General features: G+C 58.6%; 18 protein-coding genes. 10 read left to right on the top strand and 8 right to left on the bottom strand.

The window, feature by feature from the left end:
- Positions 1-15 precede the first annotated feature (15 nt).
- Together EXN68_RS18885 and EXN68_RS18890 are read right to left on the bottom strand one after the other, a co-directional pair.
- The gene (locus EXN68_RS18885) at positions 16-1,941 is read right to left on the bottom strand and encodes an autotransporter assembly complex protein TamA (protein ID WP_142842312.1); all 1,926 of its coding nucleotides are present in this window, start codon (positions 1,939-1,941) and stop codon (positions 16-18) included.
- Between the two features lie 175 nt (positions 1,942-2,116).
- Complete coding sequence (locus tag EXN68_RS18890; RefSeq protein WP_003492347.1) at positions 2,117-2,368, bottom strand: YMGG-like glycine zipper-containing protein; 252 nt, start codon at positions 2,366-2,368, stop codon at positions 2,117-2,119.
- Between the two features lie 371 nt (positions 2,369-2,739).
- Here EXN68_RS18890 and hemA point away from each other — a divergent pair, with 371 nt between their 5' ends.
- Positions 2,740-3,957 (top strand): 5-aminolevulinate synthase, encoded by a 1,218-nt coding sequence (hemA, locus tag EXN68_RS18895; RefSeq protein ID WP_142842313.1) that lies wholly within the window; start codon positions 2,740-2,742, stop codon positions 3,955-3,957.
- Positions 3,958-3,992: 35 nt separating this feature from the next.
- Here hemA and EXN68_RS18900 read toward each other — a convergent pair whose 3' ends face one another.
- Positions 3,993-5,186: a 1-deoxy-D-xylulose-5-phosphate reductoisomerase gene (locus EXN68_RS18900; RefSeq protein ID WP_142842314.1), complete on the bottom strand. Its 1,194-nt coding sequence runs from the start codon at positions 5,184-5,186 to the stop codon at positions 3,993-3,995.
- 186 nt (positions 5,187-5,372) lie between these two features.
- Between EXN68_RS18900 and EXN68_RS18905 the strand changes: the two genes are divergently transcribed.
- Positions 5,373-6,074, top strand: a complete 702-nt coding sequence (locus EXN68_RS18905; protein ID WP_142842315.1) for a phosphatase PAP2 family protein — start codon at positions 5,373-5,375, stop codon at positions 6,072-6,074.
- Positions 6,075-6,107: 33 nt separating this feature from the next.
- A complete protein-coding gene (locus EXN68_RS18910; RefSeq protein ID WP_142842316.1) occupies positions 6,108-7,361 on the top strand; it encodes an FAD-dependent oxidoreductase in 1,254 nt (417 codons plus the stop codon).
- 6 nt (positions 7,362-7,367) lie between these two features.
- Here EXN68_RS18910 and EXN68_RS18915 read toward each other — a convergent pair whose 3' ends face one another.
- The 4 genes from EXN68_RS18915 to EXN68_RS18930 are packed head-to-tail and all read right to left on the bottom strand — an operon-like array spanning position 7,368 to position 11,265.
- Positions 7,368-8,294: an ROK family protein gene (locus EXN68_RS18915; RefSeq protein ID WP_142842317.1), complete on the bottom strand. Its 927-nt coding sequence runs from the start codon at positions 8,292-8,294 to the stop codon at positions 7,368-7,370.
- Positions 8,295-8,297: 3 nt separating this feature from the next.
- Complete coding sequence (gene nagA / locus EXN68_RS18920) at positions 8,298-9,464, bottom strand: N-acetylglucosamine-6-phosphate deacetylase (RefSeq protein ID WP_142842318.1); 1,167 nt, start codon at positions 9,462-9,464, stop codon at positions 8,298-8,300.
- A complete protein-coding gene (locus EXN68_RS18925) occupies positions 9,461-10,483 on the bottom strand; it encodes an SIS domain-containing protein (RefSeq protein WP_142842319.1) in 1,023 nt (340 codons plus the stop codon). The genes nagA and EXN68_RS18925 overlap by 4 nt, the downstream gene beginning before the upstream one ends.
- 26 nt (positions 10,484-10,509) lie before the next feature.
- Positions 10,510-11,265 (bottom strand): GntR family transcriptional regulator, encoded by a 756-nt coding sequence (locus EXN68_RS18930; protein WP_142842320.1) that lies wholly within the window; start codon positions 11,263-11,265, stop codon positions 10,510-10,512.
- Positions 11,266-11,702: 437 nt separating this feature from the next.
- On the opposite strand from EXN68_RS18930, the gene EXN68_RS18940 reads away from it, so the two are divergent.
- The 5 genes from EXN68_RS18940 to EXN68_RS18960 all read left to right on the top strand — a co-directional run bounded on the left by EXN68_RS18940 (position 11,703) and on the right by EXN68_RS18960 (position 17,206).
- Positions 11,703-12,884: a Gfo/Idh/MocA family protein gene (locus tag EXN68_RS18940; RefSeq protein ID WP_142842322.1), complete on the top strand. Its 1,182-nt coding sequence runs from the start codon at positions 11,703-11,705 to the stop codon at positions 12,882-12,884.
- Between the two features lie 12 nt (positions 12,885-12,896).
- Positions 12,897-13,781: a carbohydrate ABC transporter permease gene (locus tag EXN68_RS18945; RefSeq protein WP_052818771.1), complete on the top strand. Its 885-nt coding sequence runs from the start codon at positions 12,897-12,899 to the stop codon at positions 13,779-13,781.
- Entirely contained in the window at positions 13,778-14,635 is an 858-nt protein-coding gene (locus EXN68_RS18950) for a carbohydrate ABC transporter permease (protein WP_142842323.1), read from the top strand. Before EXN68_RS18945 ends, EXN68_RS18950 begins: the two co-directional genes overlap by 4 nt.
- A 38-nt stretch (positions 14,636-14,673) precedes the next feature.
- Positions 14,674-15,906 carry an ABC transporter substrate-binding protein gene (locus EXN68_RS18955; RefSeq protein WP_142842324.1) on the top strand — a complete coding sequence of 411 codons (1,233 nt, stop codon included), beginning with the start codon at positions 14,674-14,676 and terminating at the stop codon, positions 15,904-15,906.
- 187 nt (positions 15,907-16,093) lie between these two features.
- Positions 16,094-17,206, top strand: a complete 1,113-nt coding sequence (locus EXN68_RS18960) for an ABC transporter ATP-binding protein (RefSeq protein ID WP_142842325.1) — start codon at positions 16,094-16,096, stop codon at positions 17,204-17,206.
- Positions 17,207-17,358: 152 nt separating this feature from the next.
- On the opposite strand, the gene EXN68_RS18965 is transcribed toward EXN68_RS18960, so the two are convergent.
- Positions 17,359-17,844 carry a hypothetical protein gene (locus EXN68_RS18965; RefSeq protein ID WP_142842326.1) on the bottom strand — a complete coding sequence of 162 codons (486 nt, stop codon included), beginning with the start codon at positions 17,842-17,844 and terminating at the stop codon, positions 17,359-17,361.
- A gap of 243 nt (positions 17,845-18,087) precedes the next feature.
- Between EXN68_RS18965 and EXN68_RS18970 the strand changes: the two genes are divergently transcribed.
- Entirely contained in the window at positions 18,088-18,951 is an 864-nt protein-coding gene (locus EXN68_RS18970; protein WP_046799507.1) for a MurR/RpiR family transcriptional regulator, read from the top strand.
- An 83-nt stretch (positions 18,952-19,034) separates the two neighbouring features.
- Positions 19,035-19,817, top strand: a complete 783-nt coding sequence (locus tag EXN68_RS18975) for an SDR family oxidoreductase (protein ID WP_142842327.1) — start codon at positions 19,035-19,037, stop codon at positions 19,815-19,817.
- The last annotated feature ends 40 nt before the right edge of the window (positions 19,818-19,857 follow it).

Raw genomic sequence — 19,857 nt, forward strand, 5'->3', positions numbered from 1 at the left:
GTTCGATGGCGGTGTTTAAAAAGACTGGCCGATGCCAGCATAAATGCCGAAACTGTTACCGCCATCATATTTATCAAGCGGCATGGCGACGTCGAGGCGCAAAGGCCCGAAGGGCGTTGCGTAACGCAGGCCAATGCCGGCGCCGGCCCGGATATCGGAAAAATCTGGCGCCACATCTTCCGAGACTACACCCGCATCGATGAAAGGCACGATGCCGATGGTATCGGTGACCTTGATGCGGGCTTCCACGGACCCTACCACATAAGAGCGGCCGCCGGTTGCGTCGCCTGCTGCATTATAGGGTGATATTTCCTGATAGCTGTAACCGCGCACCGATCCGCCGCCGCCGGCATAAAAGCGCCGGGTGGTGGGGATGTCCTGCAGGTCGCTGCCGCCGACGAGCACGCCGCCGGAAAGCTTTCCGGCCATGATCAGCCGATCTTCCGCGCCGAGCCCCTTGTAACCGCTGATCGAGCCTTCGAACGACGAGAAGAACGTGCCGTTCAGCGCCTCATAGCTGGGCTTGGCGGCTATCGAAGCACGAAAACCTTCGGTGGGATTGAGCTTGTCGTCGCGCGTATCGCGAACGAATTCCAGCGGGATGGAGGTCGTCAGATATTCGTTCTTGCCGAAGGCGTCTTCGGTATCGGCCCACTGTACTTCGAGGCCCGCGGCGGCGGTGTCGGTATCGTTGAGCTCATAGGCAAAGCCGGCCGTGCCCGTCACCGTTTTGGCATCGTATGTGTCGGGATGTTCTGTCTTGGCGATCAGGCTTGTCTTGAAGGTGGTGCGCGGGTTGAACATGCCGGGCTTGGTGAAGGTAATGCCAGCCGAATAATCCATGCCTTCGACGCTGGATGCCTCGGCGATGCGCGAGACGGAGCCTTCGATACGCAGCGATTCCGCCTGTCCGAACAGGTTCCGGTGACCCCAATAACCCTGGAGACCGATACCTTCCGTGGTGGAATATTGCGCGCCGACACCGAAATAACGGTGCTTGCCTTCAGACACTTCGATGGTGAGCGGAATGGTGCCGTCGCGCGCCAGCGTGCCCGCTTCCTTGATCGTCAGGCTGGAGAAGACGCCCAGCTGGCGCAGCCGGTCCGCGGCCTTGCGCAGCTTTTCCGGCGAATAGGGTTCGCCGCCATTGAGGCGCGAATAACGGCGGATGAAATCACCGTCGACGGTTTTTTCGCCGGTGACGGTGACTTTGCCCAGAGGCGCAACAGGCCCACCTTCAGCCGCCATCGTGATGTCGACCGTGTTCGTCGCGTGATTGGCGACCGCCTCGCGCTTCGTCAGCTTTGCGAGTGGCCGGCCTTCCGCCTTCAGATCGTCGATCAGCTTGTTGCCGGCGCGGATGATCGCCAGAGACCCGGCATCTCCGCCGGTGACGAGGCCGTATTCCTCGAGGTTGCGGCCCGTCACATCACCTTCGAGCAGGACGCTGCCGAGCGTGAATTTCGGACCTGGCGTCACCGTTATGACCACCGGTACAGGTGCGCTGTGATCAAAGACGGGATTGGGCGGCAGGGCATCCACATCCCTGCCGGCGACGGTGACCTTGACGATGCCGCCGTAACGCGCATTTTCGTAAAGCGCCGCGATCAGCCTGTCCCTGTCGTCTCTTGCCTTTATCAGAAGGCCGAGATCGCCGGAGGCGGGCTTATCCTTGTCGGCGAGAAGAAGCGAGCTGTTTTCAAGGCTGCCTTTCAACGACTTGTCTGCATCACCTGCATCAAGTGTCACGGCGTATTTCACGGGATTGATAACCTCGACCTCGGGTTCTTCCGAACCCCAGAGGCGCATTCCGAACAGTTTGAAGGCAAAGGCGTCACGGGTAAACACCGGATACAGGGCGAACGTGAAAGCAACCGCAAGTGCGGTGCCAGCTTTCCGATACGCAATACCTGTCTTCGGCTTAGTTCGTGTTCTTTGCATAAGCTGCTTTATGGTTGAGCATTTATTTTGGCTCCAACCCGTTTCCTGTCCGTTAACATTGCAATTTAATCATAAATAAACGGCGTTGAGGACCCTTTGGCTTGCGTTTTGCCGGCCTTAACGCAAAAAGCCCCGGGTGACCGGGGCTTCTGTGCAACGGTATTTCGCGATGCGATTAACGGCAACGCGCCGTGTAACGCTGACCGTACTGGTCGCGATAATAGCAATAGCCCGGCTCGGAAGCATTGCCGATCAAGGCACCGCCTACGCCGCCGATGGCTGCACCCACTGCCGCGCCACGAACATTGCCCGTGATAGCGCCGCCAAGGACCGCACCGGAAACGGCACCGATCGAAGCACCCTTTTCGGTCTGCGTGCAGCTTGCAAGCGACAGGCCGACCAGCGCAAATATGATTGCCTTTTTCATGAAACTCTCTCCAACGTTACAATGAGCTCTTCGGCTCGGTAGGCGTCCCATATTTATCTGCGGCGACTGCTACCTCCGACCGCCACAGATAACTAACAATTCGATGCCGTTAAGGGAAGCCTCATGTTTCGGGGATTCCTCCGCGCGTAAATCGATTGCGTGCCAGACAACGGCGCTACGCGAAAAAGGTTCCAAAATTCGTGGTTTTTTGATGTGAATCAATTTTGTACTTTTCATCGGCGGCTATAAACGGTTTATTGGAATGGTTCAAAACAACGGCGAATTGACGCAGACGCGGTTAAAGTGACCCAAAAGGGTTGACGGTCCCGGTGTCGGAGCGGAAAACGGTCTGGTCAATTCTGGAGCATGGCATGGACTTCGAGGCATTTTTCACGACGGAACTGCAAAGCCTGCATTCTGAGGGACGTTATCGCGTTTTTGCGGATATCGAACGCCAGCAGGGCAATTTTCCCCGCGCGACACGGTATAACGCCAATGGCGAGCGCAAGGACGTAACGGTCTGGTGCTCCAATGACTATCTCGGCATGGGCCAGAACCCGAAAGTCATCGAAGCCATGAAAGCGGCGATCGATCACTGTGGCGCGGGTGCGGGAGGCACCCGGAATATTTCTGGTACCAACCATTATCACGTCCTTCTTGAACAGGAACTTGCCGATCTGCACGGCAAGGAATCGGCGCTGATCTTCACCTCGGGTTATGTGTCCAACTGGGCAACACTTGGTACACTCGGCCAGAAGATTCCGGGCCTCATCATTTTCTCCGATGCGCTGAACCATGCTTCGATGATCGAGGGCATTCGTTATGGCCGTTGCGAGCGGGTGATCTGGAAGCACAACGATCTCGAAGATCTCGAGGCAAAGCTCAAGGCTGCCGATCCGAACGCGCCGAAGCTCATCGCCTTTGAATCCGTCTATTCGATGGATGGCGATATCGCGCCGATCAAGGAAATCTGTGATCTGGCCGACCGTTATGGCGCCATGACCTATCTCGATGAAGTTCACGCCGTTGGCATGTATGGTCCGCGCGGTGGCGGCATTGCCGAGCGCGAAGGCCTGATGGATCGCCTGACGATCATTGAGGGAACGCTTGGCAAGGCCTTCGGCGTCATGGGCGGTTATATTACCGGTTCTACGGCGGTCTGCGATTTCATCCGCTCCTTCGCCTCCGGCTTCATCTTCACCACGGCCCTGCCGCCGTCGCTTGCCGCCGGTGCCATTGCTTCGATCCAGCATTTAAAGGCCAGCCCCTTTGAGCGCGCCCGCCATCAGGACCGGGTTCGCAAGCTGCGCGGCCTTCTCGATGCTCGCGGTATTCCGCATATGGATAATCCGAGCCACATCGTACCTGTCATGGTGGGCGATGCCGCGAAGTGCAAATGGATTTCGGATATTCTGCTCGACAGTCACGGTGTCTATGTGCAGCCGATCAATTACCCGACCGTGCCGCGCAAGACAGAACGTCTGCGCATTACCCCGACGCCGCTGCATACCGATGCCGATATCGAGCAGTTGGTCGGTGCGCTGCATCAGCTTTGGTCGCATTGTGCACTGGCGCGGGCGGTGGCATGAGGCCTTAATTCAAATAAAAGCAGATCGGGCCGCGTTTACGCGGCCTTTTCTTTGGTGGAGATCAATTCACGGGCGTGGCGTCGGGCTTCCTCATCCGCTGCGAAGACATCTTCCATCGTGGCGGCTGAGCGGCCGTCATGCATGCGGTCCATGACCGTTTCGACGATTTCGGCCATGTCGAGGAAGCCGATGCCGCCAGCGACGAAGGCGTGAAAGGCGGTTTCCTCCGCTGCGTTCAGGGCGGCACCCTGCAGACCGCCACGCTCCAGCGCCATACGGGCGAGCCGCAGCGCGGGGAAGCGGGTTTCATCCGGCGCCTCGAAATCGAGCCGCGCCAGTTTTGCGAAATCCAGCCGCTCAACGTTCAGATGACCGCGCTGAGGATAGGTAAGGGCATAGGAAATGGCGGTGCGCATGTCGGGTGAGCCGAGCTGAGCGATATAGGAACCGTCGCTGTAACCGACCATCGAGTGCACGATCGATTGCGGATGGACGATCACCTCCACCTGATCGGGCCGGAGATCGAAGAGGTATTTCGCCTCGATCATTTCCAGCCCCTTGTTGAACATGGAGGCGCTGCCGATGGAGACCTTTAGCCCCATCGACCAGTTGGGATGGGCGCGGGCAATATCGGCCGTGACATTGGCCATCTCATCGCGTGACCAGGTGCGGAATGGTCCGCCGGAGGCCGTCAGCACGATGCGCTCCACCGCTTGTTTGTGATCGCCCGTCAGGCACTGGAAGATCGCGCTGTGTTCGCTATCGACCGGGATCAGCCTGCCGCCGCCCTGTTTGACCGTGCGTAGAAAAACATCACCGGCTGAAACGAGGCATTCCTTGTTGGCAAGGGCGATATCGGCGCCACGCCGGGCGGCTGTCAGCGTCGGGGCAAGGCCGGGCGTCCCGGCAATCGCCGCCATCACCCAGCCGGCATCCATCGACGCCGCTTCTTCAAGGCCGGATTTGCCAGCCGCAACTTTTATGCCGGTGCCGGCAAGGGCGGCTTTCAATTCTTCATATTTGTCATCTTCGGCCGTCACCACCATCTGTGCGCCGAATTGACGCGCCTGCTCTGCCAGAAGTGCGATGTTTCCCGCGCCGGTCAGCGCCATGATCTGGAATTGCTCGCGGCCGCCCAGCTGATGCACGACATCCAGCGTGCTGGTGCCGATCGAACCGGTGGAACCCAATATCGTCAGTTTGCGTGGCATTTCACTGGCATTCGTCATCTTCGGTCCGTCAGTATCGTGCGGTTCGCACCTTTCAGAGCATGTCATTCTTGCGAAACCGCTGCGCAGTTTCGGTGACATGCATTAGCCTCTACTCGTGAAAATCAGCCATAACAAGGATAAAGCCCGGCTATTGTTTTTGCGGATGGCAAAGCCATATGCAAGAAAAACGATGAGAGGACTTAGATGCGACGTTTCCTGGTTTCCAGCGGATGGATTTTTGTGGCAAGCCTTGTGCTGGTGCTGGTCTTTATTCCTCTCGATCCACGTCTTTCCGAAAGCGCACAGGCCCTGCCCGGAACGATCGTCTCCTTCAATCGCGCCATCACCGATTTCGGAACCTTCAGCTGGATGCTCTATTCCACGGGCGCCCTAGCCATTCTTGCCTATGTCGGCGCACGGGTTTTGCAGGCGCAGACCTATGCCGGGCGCTTGAGAACCGCGTGGCGGCTTCTCGCCTATTTTTTCCTGACGATCGGAACGGCAAGCATTCTCGTCCATACGCTGAAATTCCTGATCGGACGGGCGCGGCCGGAGCTTTTCCTGGAAATGGGCGCCTATAGCCTCACCCCGTTTACCGGGGATAATCTCTATGAGAGCTTTCCTTCCGGCCATTCGACCGCTGCCGGCGCGTTTTTCGGTGTTTTTGCGATGCTGATGCCGCGCTTCCGCTGGGCCTTTCTTTTGTTCGCCCTTGTCATTGGCGTTTCGCGTGTCATCGTTGGCGCGCATTATCCAAGCGACGTTGCCGCCGGGCTGCTGCTCGGCATGTGGACGGCCATGGCCTTCGCTTTTATTTTCGCCCGGTCCGAAATGCTGTTTCGGTTCGATGCCTATGGCTGGCCGCAGCCGAAAAATGCAAATCTTCCGGTAGCGGATCCGCGATAGGGACGTTGAACGGGGCGGAAACGGAGAGATGTGATGGAAGAAGCGAAAGTCGCGCCGGAAAATGACGGTAAGGCGGTTCAACACATCCGCACCTCCGTTGCCATTGCCGGTGGAGGCCCGGCGGGTGTGATGCTTGGCCTGCTGCTTGCCCGCAGCGGTATCGATGTGACGGTGGTCGAGAAACATGGGGATTTCCTGCGCGATTTTCGCGGCGACACCATCCACCCGTCCACGCTCGAACTGATGGAGCAGCTGGGTTTCATCGACGAGTTTCTCAGCCTGCCGCATACGCGCGCGCCGCGGCTGAACGCGGTTATCGGCGGCGAGCGTATCACGATCGCGGATTTTTCCCGGCTGCCGGTCCGTCATCGTTTCATCGCCTTCATGCCGCAATGGGATTTTCTCAATTTCATCGTCGGCAAGGCTGGGCAATATGAGAATTTTCGGCTGCTGATGAATGCGCCGGTCACCGGTCTGATCGAGCGCGACGGGCGTGTCGGGGGTCTGATCGTCAATACAGCGGATGGTGTGATCGAGATCGCTGCGGATCTGGTGGTGGGGGCGGATGGCCGCACTTCCATCGTCCGGGAGGCGGCGGGGCTGGAAATCCAGCGCTTCGGTATTCCGACCGAGGTGCTGTGGATGCGCTTTTCAAAACAGCCGGGCGATTCGACCGAAACCATGGGTCATGTCGGCTCGCGACAGGGTTTCGTGATGATCAACCGCGGCGATTACTGGCAATGCGGTTATGTGGTGCGCAAGGGCTTTTTCGCGGACATAAAGCTGCAGGGACTTGAGGCGTTCAGGGAGAGGGTGGCGGAAATCTGCCCGTTCCCGCGCGAGAGGCTGGACGAACTTATCAGCTGGGACGACGTGCATCTCCTGACCGTTCGCATCGACCGGCTGAAGCGCTGGTGGAAACCCGGCCTGATCTGCATTGGGGACGCTGCCCATGCCATGTCCCCAGTTGGCGGTGTCGGCGTCAACCTAGCCGTTCAGGATGCCGTTGCTGCGGCCAATGTACTCGTGCCGGTATTTTTATCCGGCCGGCCCGTTGGTGACGATGATCTTGCCGCAATCGAGAAACGACGATCCTTCCCGACCAAGGCCACGCAATTTCTGCAGCGGATGATGCGCATCGGCCGCAAGAAGGGGCAGGCGGAGGTGGCGGAAAAGCCGAAAGGTCCGCCCTCGCTTGTGCTGGCGCTCATGCGATTTCCGCTTCTTGCCCATTTGACCGGGCGGCTGGTCGGGCTGGGCTTTCGCCGGGAAAAGATCGAGACGTAAGGCCGCTCAGGCAGGGACGGCGATTTCCTTCTCGTATTTCAGTCCGATGACGGCTGAACCGATCAGCCCCGGTTCGATCCGGCAAATGGCAGGCACGACCAGCGGGCGGTTGAAACGCCGGAGAACGCGGCCCCTGACCGCTTCATCCAGCGCGGCCAGAAGCTCTCTCGAATTCGAAAGCCCGCCGCCGACAGGCACGATGGTTGCCCCGGTGACGTTGATCACCATCGCGAGTGGCGAGGCGAGAATATCAACGAGAATATCGATGGTTCTTGCGGCCTGCGCATCGCCTGCCTGCCAGGCGGAGATGATGTCCTCGCTGGTCATCTCCTGCTGGTGAAGATGCAGATGCAGCTTTTCCATGCCACGGGCGCTGCCGATGGCATCAATGCAACCGGTGAGGCCGCAGCCGCACTCAAAACGCGGCAGCGCTACCGGCGGATTGCCGGCCAGGGTCGCGGCCACCGGCCCGTGTCCCCATTCGCCGGCGAAGCCGCCATCGCTGTTGATGAGCCTGCCATCGATGACCAGACCGCCGCCGACACCCGTCCCGAGGATGACGCCGAAGACGACGCGATGGCCCTGTCCGGAGCCAATTTCCGATTCGGCGATCACGAAACAATCGGCATCATTTGATACGATGACGGGAAGGTTGAGCGCCTTTTCCAACTCGTCCTTCAGCACCTTGCCATGGATGCTCTGAATATTGGCAACGGTGGCTTTACCGGTTTCGGGATCGATGACGCCGGCAATCGACAGCGACACGCAGGCGGGTGTGCCGCCGCTATTGTCGATGACGGATTTAAGGCCGGCCGCGAAGTCCTCGAAACTGGTTTTTGGTGTCGGTATGCGCGGCACGGGGCGAATATCATCCGGGGCATAAGCAATGGCCCCCTTAATGGTTGTTCCGCCAATATCGAAACAAACGATCATTGTTCAGGCTCCGGAACGGGCGGCATCGTGGATTTTTTCTCCGCCGATCCATGTGGAATGCATTTGAAGGTCAGGTGTCAGCACAACGAAATCCGCATCGGAACCGGGCAGGAGTTTCCCCTTGGCCGTCGCACCGATGGCTTCTGCCGGATAAGCGGAGGCCATTCTCAAGGCCTCCTCCAGCGGCGTGTTCATTTTCTCATGCATGAAGCGGATGCAGGACAGCATGTCGATATCCGCCCCCGCCAGCGTGCCATCGGCAAGCGTCAGGCGTCCGCCATTGCGATAGACGCGCCGGCCGTTCAGTTCGAAGCCGTCATCATCCGTGCCGATTGTGGACATGGCATCGGTGACAAGGAAGATGCGGGCCGGGCCGTTCTTGGCGCGCAGCGCAATGCCGATCGCGGCTGGATCGACATGGAAACCATCGGCGATCAGCCCGCAATCCAGTTTTCCGTTCGAGAGTGCGGCTCCCACCAGCCCCGGTTCACGATGGCCAAGCGGACTCATGGCGTTGAAGAGATGGGTCACCATGGAAGCGCCGGCATCAGCATAGGCCGTCGCCACATCGAGGCCTGTGTCGGTGTGGCCGAGGCTGACGACGATGCCGGCTTTTCGGAGCGCTGCAACCTGCTCCCAGGTCACGTTTTCCGGGGCAATGGTGGTCAGCACGAAGGAAAGTTCGGCCTTGCAACGGGTCAGAACCTCAAGATCGTCTTCCTCCATCTTGCGGATCAGCGCCGGATCATGGGTGCCCTTGCGTGCGACGGAAAGATGCGGACCCTCGAAATGCAGGCCGAGGAAACCCGGCACATGCGCCTTGTCGGCGGCGATACCCGCCTGTGCTGCTTTGGAGGTCACATCCGGCCGGTCGGTGATGAGCGTGACCATCAGCGCCGTGGTGCCGAATTTTGCGTGGGCTGAGCAGATCCGGGCGATGCCATCCACATCCGGCTGGTTGTTGAACATGACCCCGCCGCCGCCATTGACCTGAAGGTCTATGAAGCCCGGCGCGATCAGCAACCCGTTCGCATCAATCACTTCGGCTTCGGCGGGCACCTTGTCTGAGATGTCGGTGACATGTCCGTCACTGGTCAGCAGTACCTTGCCATCATGCCAGGCGGCGCCATCGAAAATGCGGGCGCCGACAAATGCCTTTATGCCACTCATTGGGTTTCCGTTACCTTCTTCAATGCCACCGGTGCATCCGGGTTGAAGCCGCGCGCGCGCGACAATTGCTCGATGAAGCCGTAAAACGGTGCGATCAGCAACAGGGCATCGGTCAGCGGGTGGTTGGTCTCGACGAAGGGCAGGGGCTTGGCCGGGCTGCCTTTTGCGGATGTGACGAAAACATTTGCGCCCTTATGGGCAAGATTTGCGGCGATATCCGTCACCGAAGTCTCGGCGCGGTCGCGTGCGGCAAAGGCGATGACCGGGAATTTCGGTGCGACCAGCGAGACCGGGCCATGCATGACCTCCGCCGACGAATAGGCTTCGGCATGCAGTTCGCAGGTTTCCTTGCATTTCAGCGCGGCTTCTGCGGCAATGGCAAGGGCGGGGCCACGGCCCAGCATATAAAGCGATTCTTCGCCCTTCACCGCCTCGGCGATCTGGCTCCAGTCGAGCGCAACGGCTCTTGCGAAATTTTGCGGCAGGGCGCTGACGGCCTTGGCGAGCAGGTTGTCTTCCGTCCATTCGGCAAGGATTGCGAGGCCAGCAACGATGGAGTTGACGAAGGATTTGGTGGCGGCAACAGCCTTTTCCGGTCCTGCCTGGATGTCGATGGCCTGATTGGCTGCATTGCCAAGCGGAGAGGGCAAGGTGTTGACGAGAGAGACGGTGAGTGCACCGCCCTTGCGGGCACTTTCCGCCAGGGCAACAATATCAGGGCTTTTGCCGGACTGAGACACGGCGAAGGCCGCCGCCCGTTCCAGCCGCAGTTTCGTCTGGTAGATGGAGGCGAGTGAGGGCCCAAGCGACGCCACCGGCAGCCCGGTCTGCAATTCGATCGCATATTTCAGGAAGTGCGCGGCGTGGTCGGAGGAACCCCGCGCAATTGTGACGATAACGGCTGGATCGCGGGCCTTCAGCTGGCTGCCGGCTTCCTGAAAATCATTTTTCGCATTGTCCAGCAGACGGGCGACGGCATCGGGAATCTCGTTGATTTCCTGGCGCATCAGGGTTGTCATCGTTTCGTGTCCTTGATCGGTGTGTTTCACTCTGAGGTCATCGTCAATTCGGCGACGAGGTCATAGGCGTCGCTGCGGTAAAGGGCGCGGGATATTTCCATGAGCCGCCCGCTTTCCAGATAGGCCATGCGCTGAACGGACAGCGCGGCGGAGCCCGGCGGAACGCCCAGCAGCAGCGTTTCCTCATCCGTGAGATTACGGGCGGAAATGCGCTGAATGGCACGGACGGGGCGAATGCCGTTTTTCTCAAGCTCCAGATAAAGCGAGTTCTCGACCAGCTGCGGGTCGGGCAAGAGATCACCGGGCAGGCTCGTCACTTCGAGCGCAATCGGCTGGTCATTGGCAAGGCGCAGACGGGTAAGCCGCGCCACCATGGCGGATTGGGAAAGGCCGAGCGCCATCATCTCGTCGCCGGTCGGATAGAACAGACCCCTGTCCAGCCAGCGCGTGCTTGCGGCCATTCCCCGCCGGCGCATGTCTTCCGTAAACGAGGTAAGCTTGGTGAGTGGCTGTTGCATGCGGGTGATGGGCTTGACGACGAAGGTGCCGGAGCCGTGCCTGCGGACCAGCAGGCCGTCGCGCACCAGATCATCGACCGCCTTGCGTACCGTTACTCGGCTGACACCGGCGCTTTCGGCAATGTCCCGCTCGGGCGGCAGGGCGTCACCATGTTTCAGGCGGCCGCCATTGATGGCGTCTTCAATCGTCTGACGCAGTTTCAGGTAGAGCGGGCCGCCGCCTCCCGATTGCAGGTCATCCAGATTAAGCACTGCCCCGTTCATCCATAACCTCTGTCGCACCTAATGTGCCAATTCTGGCTATACCATACGCGCCATAATCGGCAATACCAAAATAGAACCATTAACGAATTTGTACGATTAATAAGGGTTTTATTCGATAGTTTGCCGAATAATGAGGCCTTATGCGTGAAATTCACCCATTAACCAAAAAAATTTTCCGGTTGCAGATATTGCTCTAGACGATTGGCATTTTTTTGGTATTGTTTTCGCAACGGTGATCGGTGGCGCCCTGTTGCGCATCCGTATTGCTGGGAAAAATCGGCTTCCGGTCCTGGGTTGGGCGTGCGAAATCGAATTTAACTTGACCGTCGTGAAAATTAATTTCATCGTGGCAGGCAATTATCGCAGATAACTGAATGGCCAACGTAGAAATGGTCGCTTCTGCGAAAATGAATTACGAATGAACAGGGAACAAGTTCATGAAAGTGGGAATTATCGGACTCGGATTCCGTCTCGGTTATCTGGGCTACGTTTTTCATGAAATCGACAAGGATTTCGAGATCGTCGGTTATGTCGATCCCGCACCGGCTGGTCTGCCGGGTCTGCAGGAAAAGGGCATTTCGGTCGGCAAGGCGTATGACAGCCCCGAGGAGCTGATCGCCAACGAAAAATTCGATCTTCTGATGATCGGTTCGCCGAACCATATGCATCTGGAGCATATCCGCCTCGGGCTCGAAGCCGGTTGCACCATCTTCAGTGAAAAGCCGATCGTGGTCAGCATCGAGGAAAGCCTTGAGCTTGCCCGATTGCTCAACAAGCATGGCCACGAGCGGCTGCTGGTCGGCCTTGTGCTGCGTTATTCGCCGCTCTATCGCGATCTGCGGGCCGCGCAGGCCGAAGGCAAGCTGGGCGATGTCGTCTCCATCGAGGCCTCGGAACATATTCCGCCCTATCACGGCGCGTTCTTCATGCGTGACTGGCGGCGCTATGAGCATTATTCCGGCTCCTTCATGCTGGAAAAATGCTGCCACGATCTCGATCTTTATAATGGTGTCGTCGGTGCGCGGCCGCGGTTCGTATCGAGCTTCGGTGGCCGCAAAAGCTTCACGCTTGCCAATGCTCCGCAAAATGACGGTATCAACGACATGGAAGTCTACCACCGCAAGCCGAGCGGCTGGATGGGTTCCGAAAAGGTCTTCGACAGCGACGGCGACATCATCGATTACCAGACGGCGATCGTTGAATATGAAAATGGCGCGTCGCTTGCGTTCCATACCAATCTCAACGTTCCCGACGATTTCCGCCGCTTCTGCGTGATCGGCGCCAAGGGCATGGCGGAGGGCGACTTCGTGCGCGGCTTCCTCAACGTGCACAATGCCCGGACCAACGAAAAGACCGTGGCCAAGACCTATTCGGCAGCCACCACGCTCTCGCAGCATTATGGCGCCGACGAGCAGATGGCAGAGGATGTGATCGCCCATATCGTCAAGGGCGAGCCCTTGCCGGTCTCCGCGCTCGATGCGATCGAGGCCGGCATTCTGGCGCTTGCCATGGACGAGGCACGTCACGGCCGCAAGGTGGTGGACCTCAAGCCGGTCTGGGATGAATATGACTTGGCGCTCCACGGGCAGCCAAAATCCTCCGCCGTGAAATCGGCTTAAGGGGGCGCTGCGATGGATGCGAAACGCAGCGCGGTCATCTTCGCCTGGCTTCTTCTTCTGCCGGCGCTTTTATACATCACGGTTATCGTTGCTTATCCGCTCGTTGATACCTTCATCCTGTCGTTTACCGATGCGTCGCTCAGAAAAACGACGAATTGGGTGGGTTTCATCAATTACGAGAAAATCTTCAACGCGACCTTTGCCGATGTCATCACGCGGACCTTTGTCTGGACGTTCTTTTCCGTCTCGATAAAGATGATCATTGGCACATTTGGTGCTGTGCTCCTGAATTCGGCCGTTCCCGGCCGGGCGCTGTTCCGTATCCTGACGATGCCACCATGGATCGTGCCGATGGCTATCGGCATCTTCATGTGGGGCTGGATGTATAACGGCCAATTTGGCATGATTTCCGGCGTGCTGCAGAATCTCGGTCTGGTAAACGGCCCGGTCGCGTTCCTCGCCTATGGCAACACGGCCTTCTGGGCGACGATCATCACCGACGTGTGGATCGGCGTGCCGATGGTGACGCTTTATCTGCTGGCGGCAATTCAGGCCATCCCGCAGGACCTCTATGAGGCGGCGTGGACGGACGGCGCCAGCCGTGCTTACCGCTTCCGCCGCATCACGTTGCCGCTGATGCTGCCCGCCATGATCACCATGTCGATGATCTCGCTGATTTCGACCTTCAATTCGTTCGATATCATCTGGATCCTGACGCAGGGCGGCCCGACCGGCCAGACGACGACCATGATCATCGATACCTATAAAACGGCGATCGGCTCTTACAAATACGGTGAAGGTGCGGCCCGCGCCGTACTGATCTGCATCTTCCTGTCGATCTTCACCTACTTCTACTTCCGCATCACCAGCCGTATCTCGCAGGAGGCCAGCCGATGACCGACAAAAATGCGATGATCAACCGCTACAGGTGGTATGAAATGGTCGGGATTTATTGCGGCATTGCCGTATTCCTGACCTTCGTGCTGGCGCCCTTTGTGGAAGGTTTTCTGGTTTCGCTGAAACCGCTCAGCCTGCTTTTCTCCTCGCCCTACAAGTTCTGGCCGCAAAACGGGTCCTTCGAGGCCTACCGGACCATGTGGGTCAGCGTTCCCGGTTTTGCCCGGTATGTCTTCAACTCCTTCTTCATCTCGACGATCTCAACCATCATCGTGCTCCTGCTGGTGGTGCCGGCATCCTATGCCTTTGCCCGGTTCCAGTTTCGCGGGCGTGGACAGCTGCTGGGTGCGTTTCTCGCAATCAACATGTTTTCGGGCGCCGTTCTGCTGATCCCGCTTTACCGGCTGATGCGCAACATGGGTGTGCTGAACACCTATCTGGCGATGATCATTCCCGGCGCTGCCTTCCTGATCCCCACCGCGATCTGGCTGCTGCGCACCTATATGCTGCGCATTCCGCGGGAGCTGGAAGAGGCGGCCTATGTGGACGGCGCGAGCTATTTCTACACTTTCCGCCGGATCATCCTGCCGCTGGCGATGCCGGGCATCGCCGTCGTCTCCATCACCACCTTCATCGGTGCTTACGCCCAGCAGTTCATCTTCGCGCTCACCTTCAATTCCAAGACCGAATATATGCCGCTGCCCATCGGCCTGTTTGCCTATTTCGGTCGTCAGGAAGTCATCTGGAATGAGTTGATGGCGGCCAGCTTCGTCGGCATCGCGCCGGCCATGGTCGTGATCTTCTTCATGCAACGATATCTCGTCAGCGGGCTCACCGCCGGCGCGGTGAAATAAACAACAACCGGAACGACCACCAAAACGGGAGACTAATTATGGCACTGAAACATTACGGATTGGCGCTTTGCGCATTCGCATTTGCCGGTTCCACTGCCCTTACCACGGTGACGGCACATGCCGCCGACAAGGAGATCAGCTGGATCTATTGCGGCGACAAGATGGACCCCATCCATGAAAAATACATCAAGGAATGGGAAGGCAAGAATGCCGGCTTCAAGGTTGTTCCGGAGGTCGTGGGCTGGGCGCAGTGCCAGGACAAGGCAACGACGCTCGCTGCCGCCGGCACCCCGGTCGCCATGGCCTATGTCGGTTCGCGCACGCTGAAGCAGTTCGCGCAGAACGATCTCATCGTTCCGGTGCCGATGACGGAAGACGAAAAGAAGACCTATTACCCCAACATCGTCGACACGGTCACCTTCGAGGACACGCAGTGGGGCGTGCCGGTCGCATTCTCGACCAAGGCGCTCTACTGGAACAAGGATCTGTTCAAGCAGGCCGGTCTCGACCCCGAAGTGCCGCCGAAGACCTGGGCTGAAGAAATCGCCTTCGCCAAGCAGATCAAGGAAAAGACCGGCATTGCCGGTTATGGTCTGCCCGCCAAGACCTTCGACAACACCATGCACCAGTTCATGCACTGGGTTTATACCAATAACGGCAAGGTCATCGACGGCGACAAGATCACCGTCGACAGCCCGCAGGTCGTTGCAGCCCTCACGGCTTACAAGGACATCACGCCTTATTCCGTCGAAGGTCCCACGGCCTACGAGCAGAACGAAATCCGCGCCATCTTCCTTGATGGCAAGGTTGGCATGATCCAGGCCGGTTCGGGTGCTGCAACCCGCCTGCAGGAAACCAAGATCAACTGGGGCATTGCCACGCTGCCGCTCGGCCCCGAAGCCAAGGGTCCCGGCACGCTGCTCATCACCGACAGCCTTGCGATCTTCAAGGGAACCGGCGTGGAAGAAAAGGCGACCGAATTCGCCAAGTTCATCACTTCGCCCGGCCCGCAGGGCGAATACGAGTTGCAGGGCGGCGCTGGCCTCACCCCGCTGCGTCCGTCGGCCAAGGTTGATGAATTCGTCGCCAAGGACCCCTTCTGGAAGCCGCTGATCGACGGTATCGCCTATGGTGGTCCCGAGCCGCTCTTCACCGATTACAAGGGCTTCCAGGATACGATGATCGAGATGGTGCAGTCTGTCGTTACCGGCAAGGCGACCCCGGAGGATGCCGCGAAGAAGGCCTCCGCCGCCCTCGAGCAGTATAAATAATCCACAATTCGACGGTTGCGGGCGCAGGTCGCCCGCAACCTCATGAATTCGCCGCGAGAATGCCTGCCGCTGTGATGGAAGGGGCTTCTCATGTTTTTCAACGGTTCCGGTAAGACGCGGTTTTCCCCATGTCTCGGAACGTCTCTGAACGCAGCCTGATGTCGGCTGGTGACGGGAGAGGCAAGTTTTGGGTCAGCTTTATCTCAATAACGTCCGCAAGAACTATGGACATTTCGAAGTCATCAAGGGCGTTCAGCTCGACATCAGGGATGGCGAGTTCGTCGTTTTTGTCGGCCCTTCGGGATGCGGCAAATCCACATTGCTGCGCATGATCGCCGGCCTTGAGGATATTACCGCCGGCGACGTCGTCATTAACGGCGTGAAGGTCAATGAATTGCCGCCGGTCAAACGCGGCATCGCCATGGTCTTCCAGTCCTATGCGCTCTATCCGCATATGACGGTTTTCGAAAACATCGCTTTTCCGCTGCGCGTCGAAAAGATGGAAGAGAGCAAGATCAAGGAAAAGGTCGAGGGGGTTGCCAAGATCCTGCAACTCGACCAGCGCCTGCAGCAGCGCCCCGGCATGTTGTCCGGCGGTCAGCGCCAGCGTGTCGCGATCGGCCGCGCCATCGTTCGTGAGCCGAAGATATTCCTGTTCGACGAGCCGCTGTCCAACCTCGATGCGGCGCTTCGCGCCGATATGCGCATCGAGCTTACCAATCTTCACCGGACGCTGCAGGCGACGATGATCTATGTCACCCACGATCAGGTGGAAGCCATGACCATGGCCGACCGCATCGTGGTGCTGAATGCCGGCGAAATCGCCCAGGTCGGTGCGCCGCTGGAGCTTTACCACAAGCCGGCGAACCTGTTCGTGGCCGGCTTCATCGGCAACCCGAAAATGAATTTCCTGAAGGTCACCTGCAAAGCTGCCAGCGCCGAGGGCATGACTGTGGAATATGAGGGCCAGACGATCACCGTGCCGGTGGAACCTCGCGCCGGCCTCGAAGGCAGGCAACTGACGCTTGGCATTCGCCCGGAACATACAGGCCTTGAAACGGCTGACCTTAATGTGAAGGTCGCGCCCAGCGTCATCGAGCGGCTGGGAGTGAACACGATCGCTTATGGGATTGCCCCGACGGGTGAGAACTATTGCGCGCTGCTTTCCGGTTCCGCGCCTGTCGTCGTTGATGAACCGATCATTACCGGCATCAAGGCATCGGATTGCCACCTGTTCGATGAAAGCGGCATTGCGCTCGAACGGCGTGTCGACCTTTCCGTCCTCAAGCTGATCCAATAAAGGGCAGGAACCGGGCCATGAAATCTGTTTTCCCGTGCCCGGCTGTTTCTGACGCGATGCATCTGCGGCGGTTTTCTGTTGTCGCCGCCAGACGAAAAAACAACGCCGGGCTTTCGGCCCGGCGTTCGCAACGTTCCCGCATGTCTGCTCTATCAGGGCATGGGATTGGGCATGTAACCGGTGAAACCGCTGATCTTCCAGCGTCCTTCGTGCAGCCGGCAATAATAGAGCGTCTGCCATTTCATGACGTCGAAGCTGCCATCGGCCTTACGAAGCCCGCCGTTGAACTTCTTGCGAACCAGCGCCGTTTCGCCTTCCACTTCGATCTCTTCCAGCGTGGTGGTGGTGAAGATGGCGCCTCTTGGGTCTTCGGCAAATTGCTGGGTTTGAAAATCCTTGGCCTGTTTCAGCCACTCGTCGCGATAGGCGGCGAGCGACGGGAAGGACAGGCGCCAATTGTCCGGGTTAGTCTCACGATTGGCGTTGATGCCGAGAAAGCCGTCCTCGACGAAATCAGCCGCAACCTGCGACCAGTCGGCGGCGAGGAAGGCATCGATGTCCCGCGTCACCAGCATTTCCCAGATCGAATGGCGGGCGGTGTCTGTTTCGGCAAAGGGGTTTTTGAATGGATCGCGCATGGTTGTGGTCCGTTGTTGAAATTATTTTCAGGATTTGGAGGTTTCTCTAGCGCAGATTGTTGGCATATGCTCATCTCGCAATCAACAAAGAAAATCATTTTCAAATCAAGGATGTTCGGCGTGTCGTCATCGGGACGGAAGATGGTCGATTCATGGGTATGCACGGTTGACGGGCGTCTTGGATTAGGATGCATCGGTAACGGGGCCAAGCCTTAAGTTTTGGCGGAACGGAGACCGGTGAACATGGATATTTTCGCAAGAATACAGGAAGACAGGGGGCAGTTCTCGCAATCGGAACGGCGGATCGCTGATATTCTGGTTTCGGACTTCGAATTCGCCGTCAATGCCTCGATCATCGAGCTTGCGGCCCGCGCCGAGGTTTCTCCGCCGACGGTGACACGTTTCTGCCGTCGTGTGGGTTGTCTGAGCTTTTCGGATTTCAAGGTCAGCCTCGCCAAGACGGCTTATGTGGGCATTCGTTATCTCACCTCGGAACCATCGAGCACCGGCCCGTCGGATGTTGCAGAAGAGGTGCTTGCCAAGGCGCAGGAAGCGCTTTTCCTGCTGCACAAGACGCTTGACCCCGCCCTTGCCGAAAAAGCGGCGATCAAGATCGCCAATGGCGGCATGATCTATGCCTTCGGTGCCGGCGGCAATTCATCGATGATCGCCTCGGAAATCCAGAACCGGCTGTTCCGCCTTGGTCTGCGTGTCTCCACCAGTGCCGATCACAGCATGCAACTGATGATGACGGCCGCCGCACGCAAGGAAGACGTTATTATCGGTTCGTCCTTTTCCGGTCGCAATATGGAACTGGTGAAGTGTTTCAGGCTGGCGCGGGAAATGGGAGTGACCACCATCGCGCTGACCCAGAGTGACACGCCGCTTGCCGTGGCTGCGGATATCGTTGTGGCCGTCAATGTGCCCGAGGGAAACAACATCTTCCGTCCGACCTCATCGCGTTACGCCTATCTGGCGGCCGTCGATATTCTGGCGACACTTGCCGCTTATCACCACCGGCAAAGGTCGATGGTGACGCTGCGTCACATCAAGCAGCAGCTCGTGGAACATCGCGATTCGGATGACAAGCAATTGCTCGGTGACTGAGCAAGGACAATGAAAAAACAGGGCTGCATTGCCTGATATCCCGCACCGTGGCGGGTTGGAAAGCTTCAAGGGAGTGGTAGGAGATGAAGGACAGGAAAGACCAGCTTGCCGTCGTTACCGGCGCGGCAGGTGACATTGGTCGGGCGATTGCGGCAGCACTTTCTGAAAGTCATGCGAAGGTGGTGCTGGTCGATATCGATGCCGACGCCTTGTCCAATGCGCTTTCCCAGCTTCCCGGCCCCGGCTTCGTTGCGAAGACCTGTGATGTCACCGATCCACAGGACCTTGCGCGGCTGGCCGCCGAGCTTGCGGAACTGGGCGATGTCGCGACCCTCGTCAACAATGCGGGTGCTGCAAGGGCCGTCAGCCTGCATGACACGACTGCCGACATATGGCGCAGGGACAATGCCCTCAATCTGGAAGCGCCGTTTCTGTGCTTCAGGGCTTTCGAGGAAGCGCTGAAGCGGACACAAGGGTCGGTGGTCAATATCACCTCCGTCAACGGCATGGCGGTGTTCGGCCATCCGGCCTATAGCGCGGCCAAGGCCGGGCTGATCCATCTGACGAAGCTGATCGCCGTCGAATACGGAAAATTTGGCATCCGCTCCAACGCCGTGGCGCCCGGAACCGTGCGCACCCAGGCATGGGAAGCACGGGCGGCCAGCAATCCGCAGGTCTTTGAGGAGGCGAAGCACTGGTATCCGCTGCAGCGGATCGTGCGGCCCGAAGATGTGGCCAGCGCCGTCGCGTTTCTGGCCGGTCCACAGGCACAGGCCATCAGCGGCGTATGCCTGCCGGTTGATTGCGGGCTGACGGCGGGGCAGGCGCCGCTGGCCCGGACTTTTTCGCAATCCGAACACTACTGATCGAAGCCCTTTCACGGGCTCAATACGCAATGAAGGGGAG

The organism is Martinezella rhizogenes, from assembly GCF_007002745.1.
Classification (GTDB): domain Bacteria; phylum Pseudomonadota; class Alphaproteobacteria; order Rhizobiales; family Rhizobiaceae; genus Agrobacterium; species Agrobacterium cucumeris.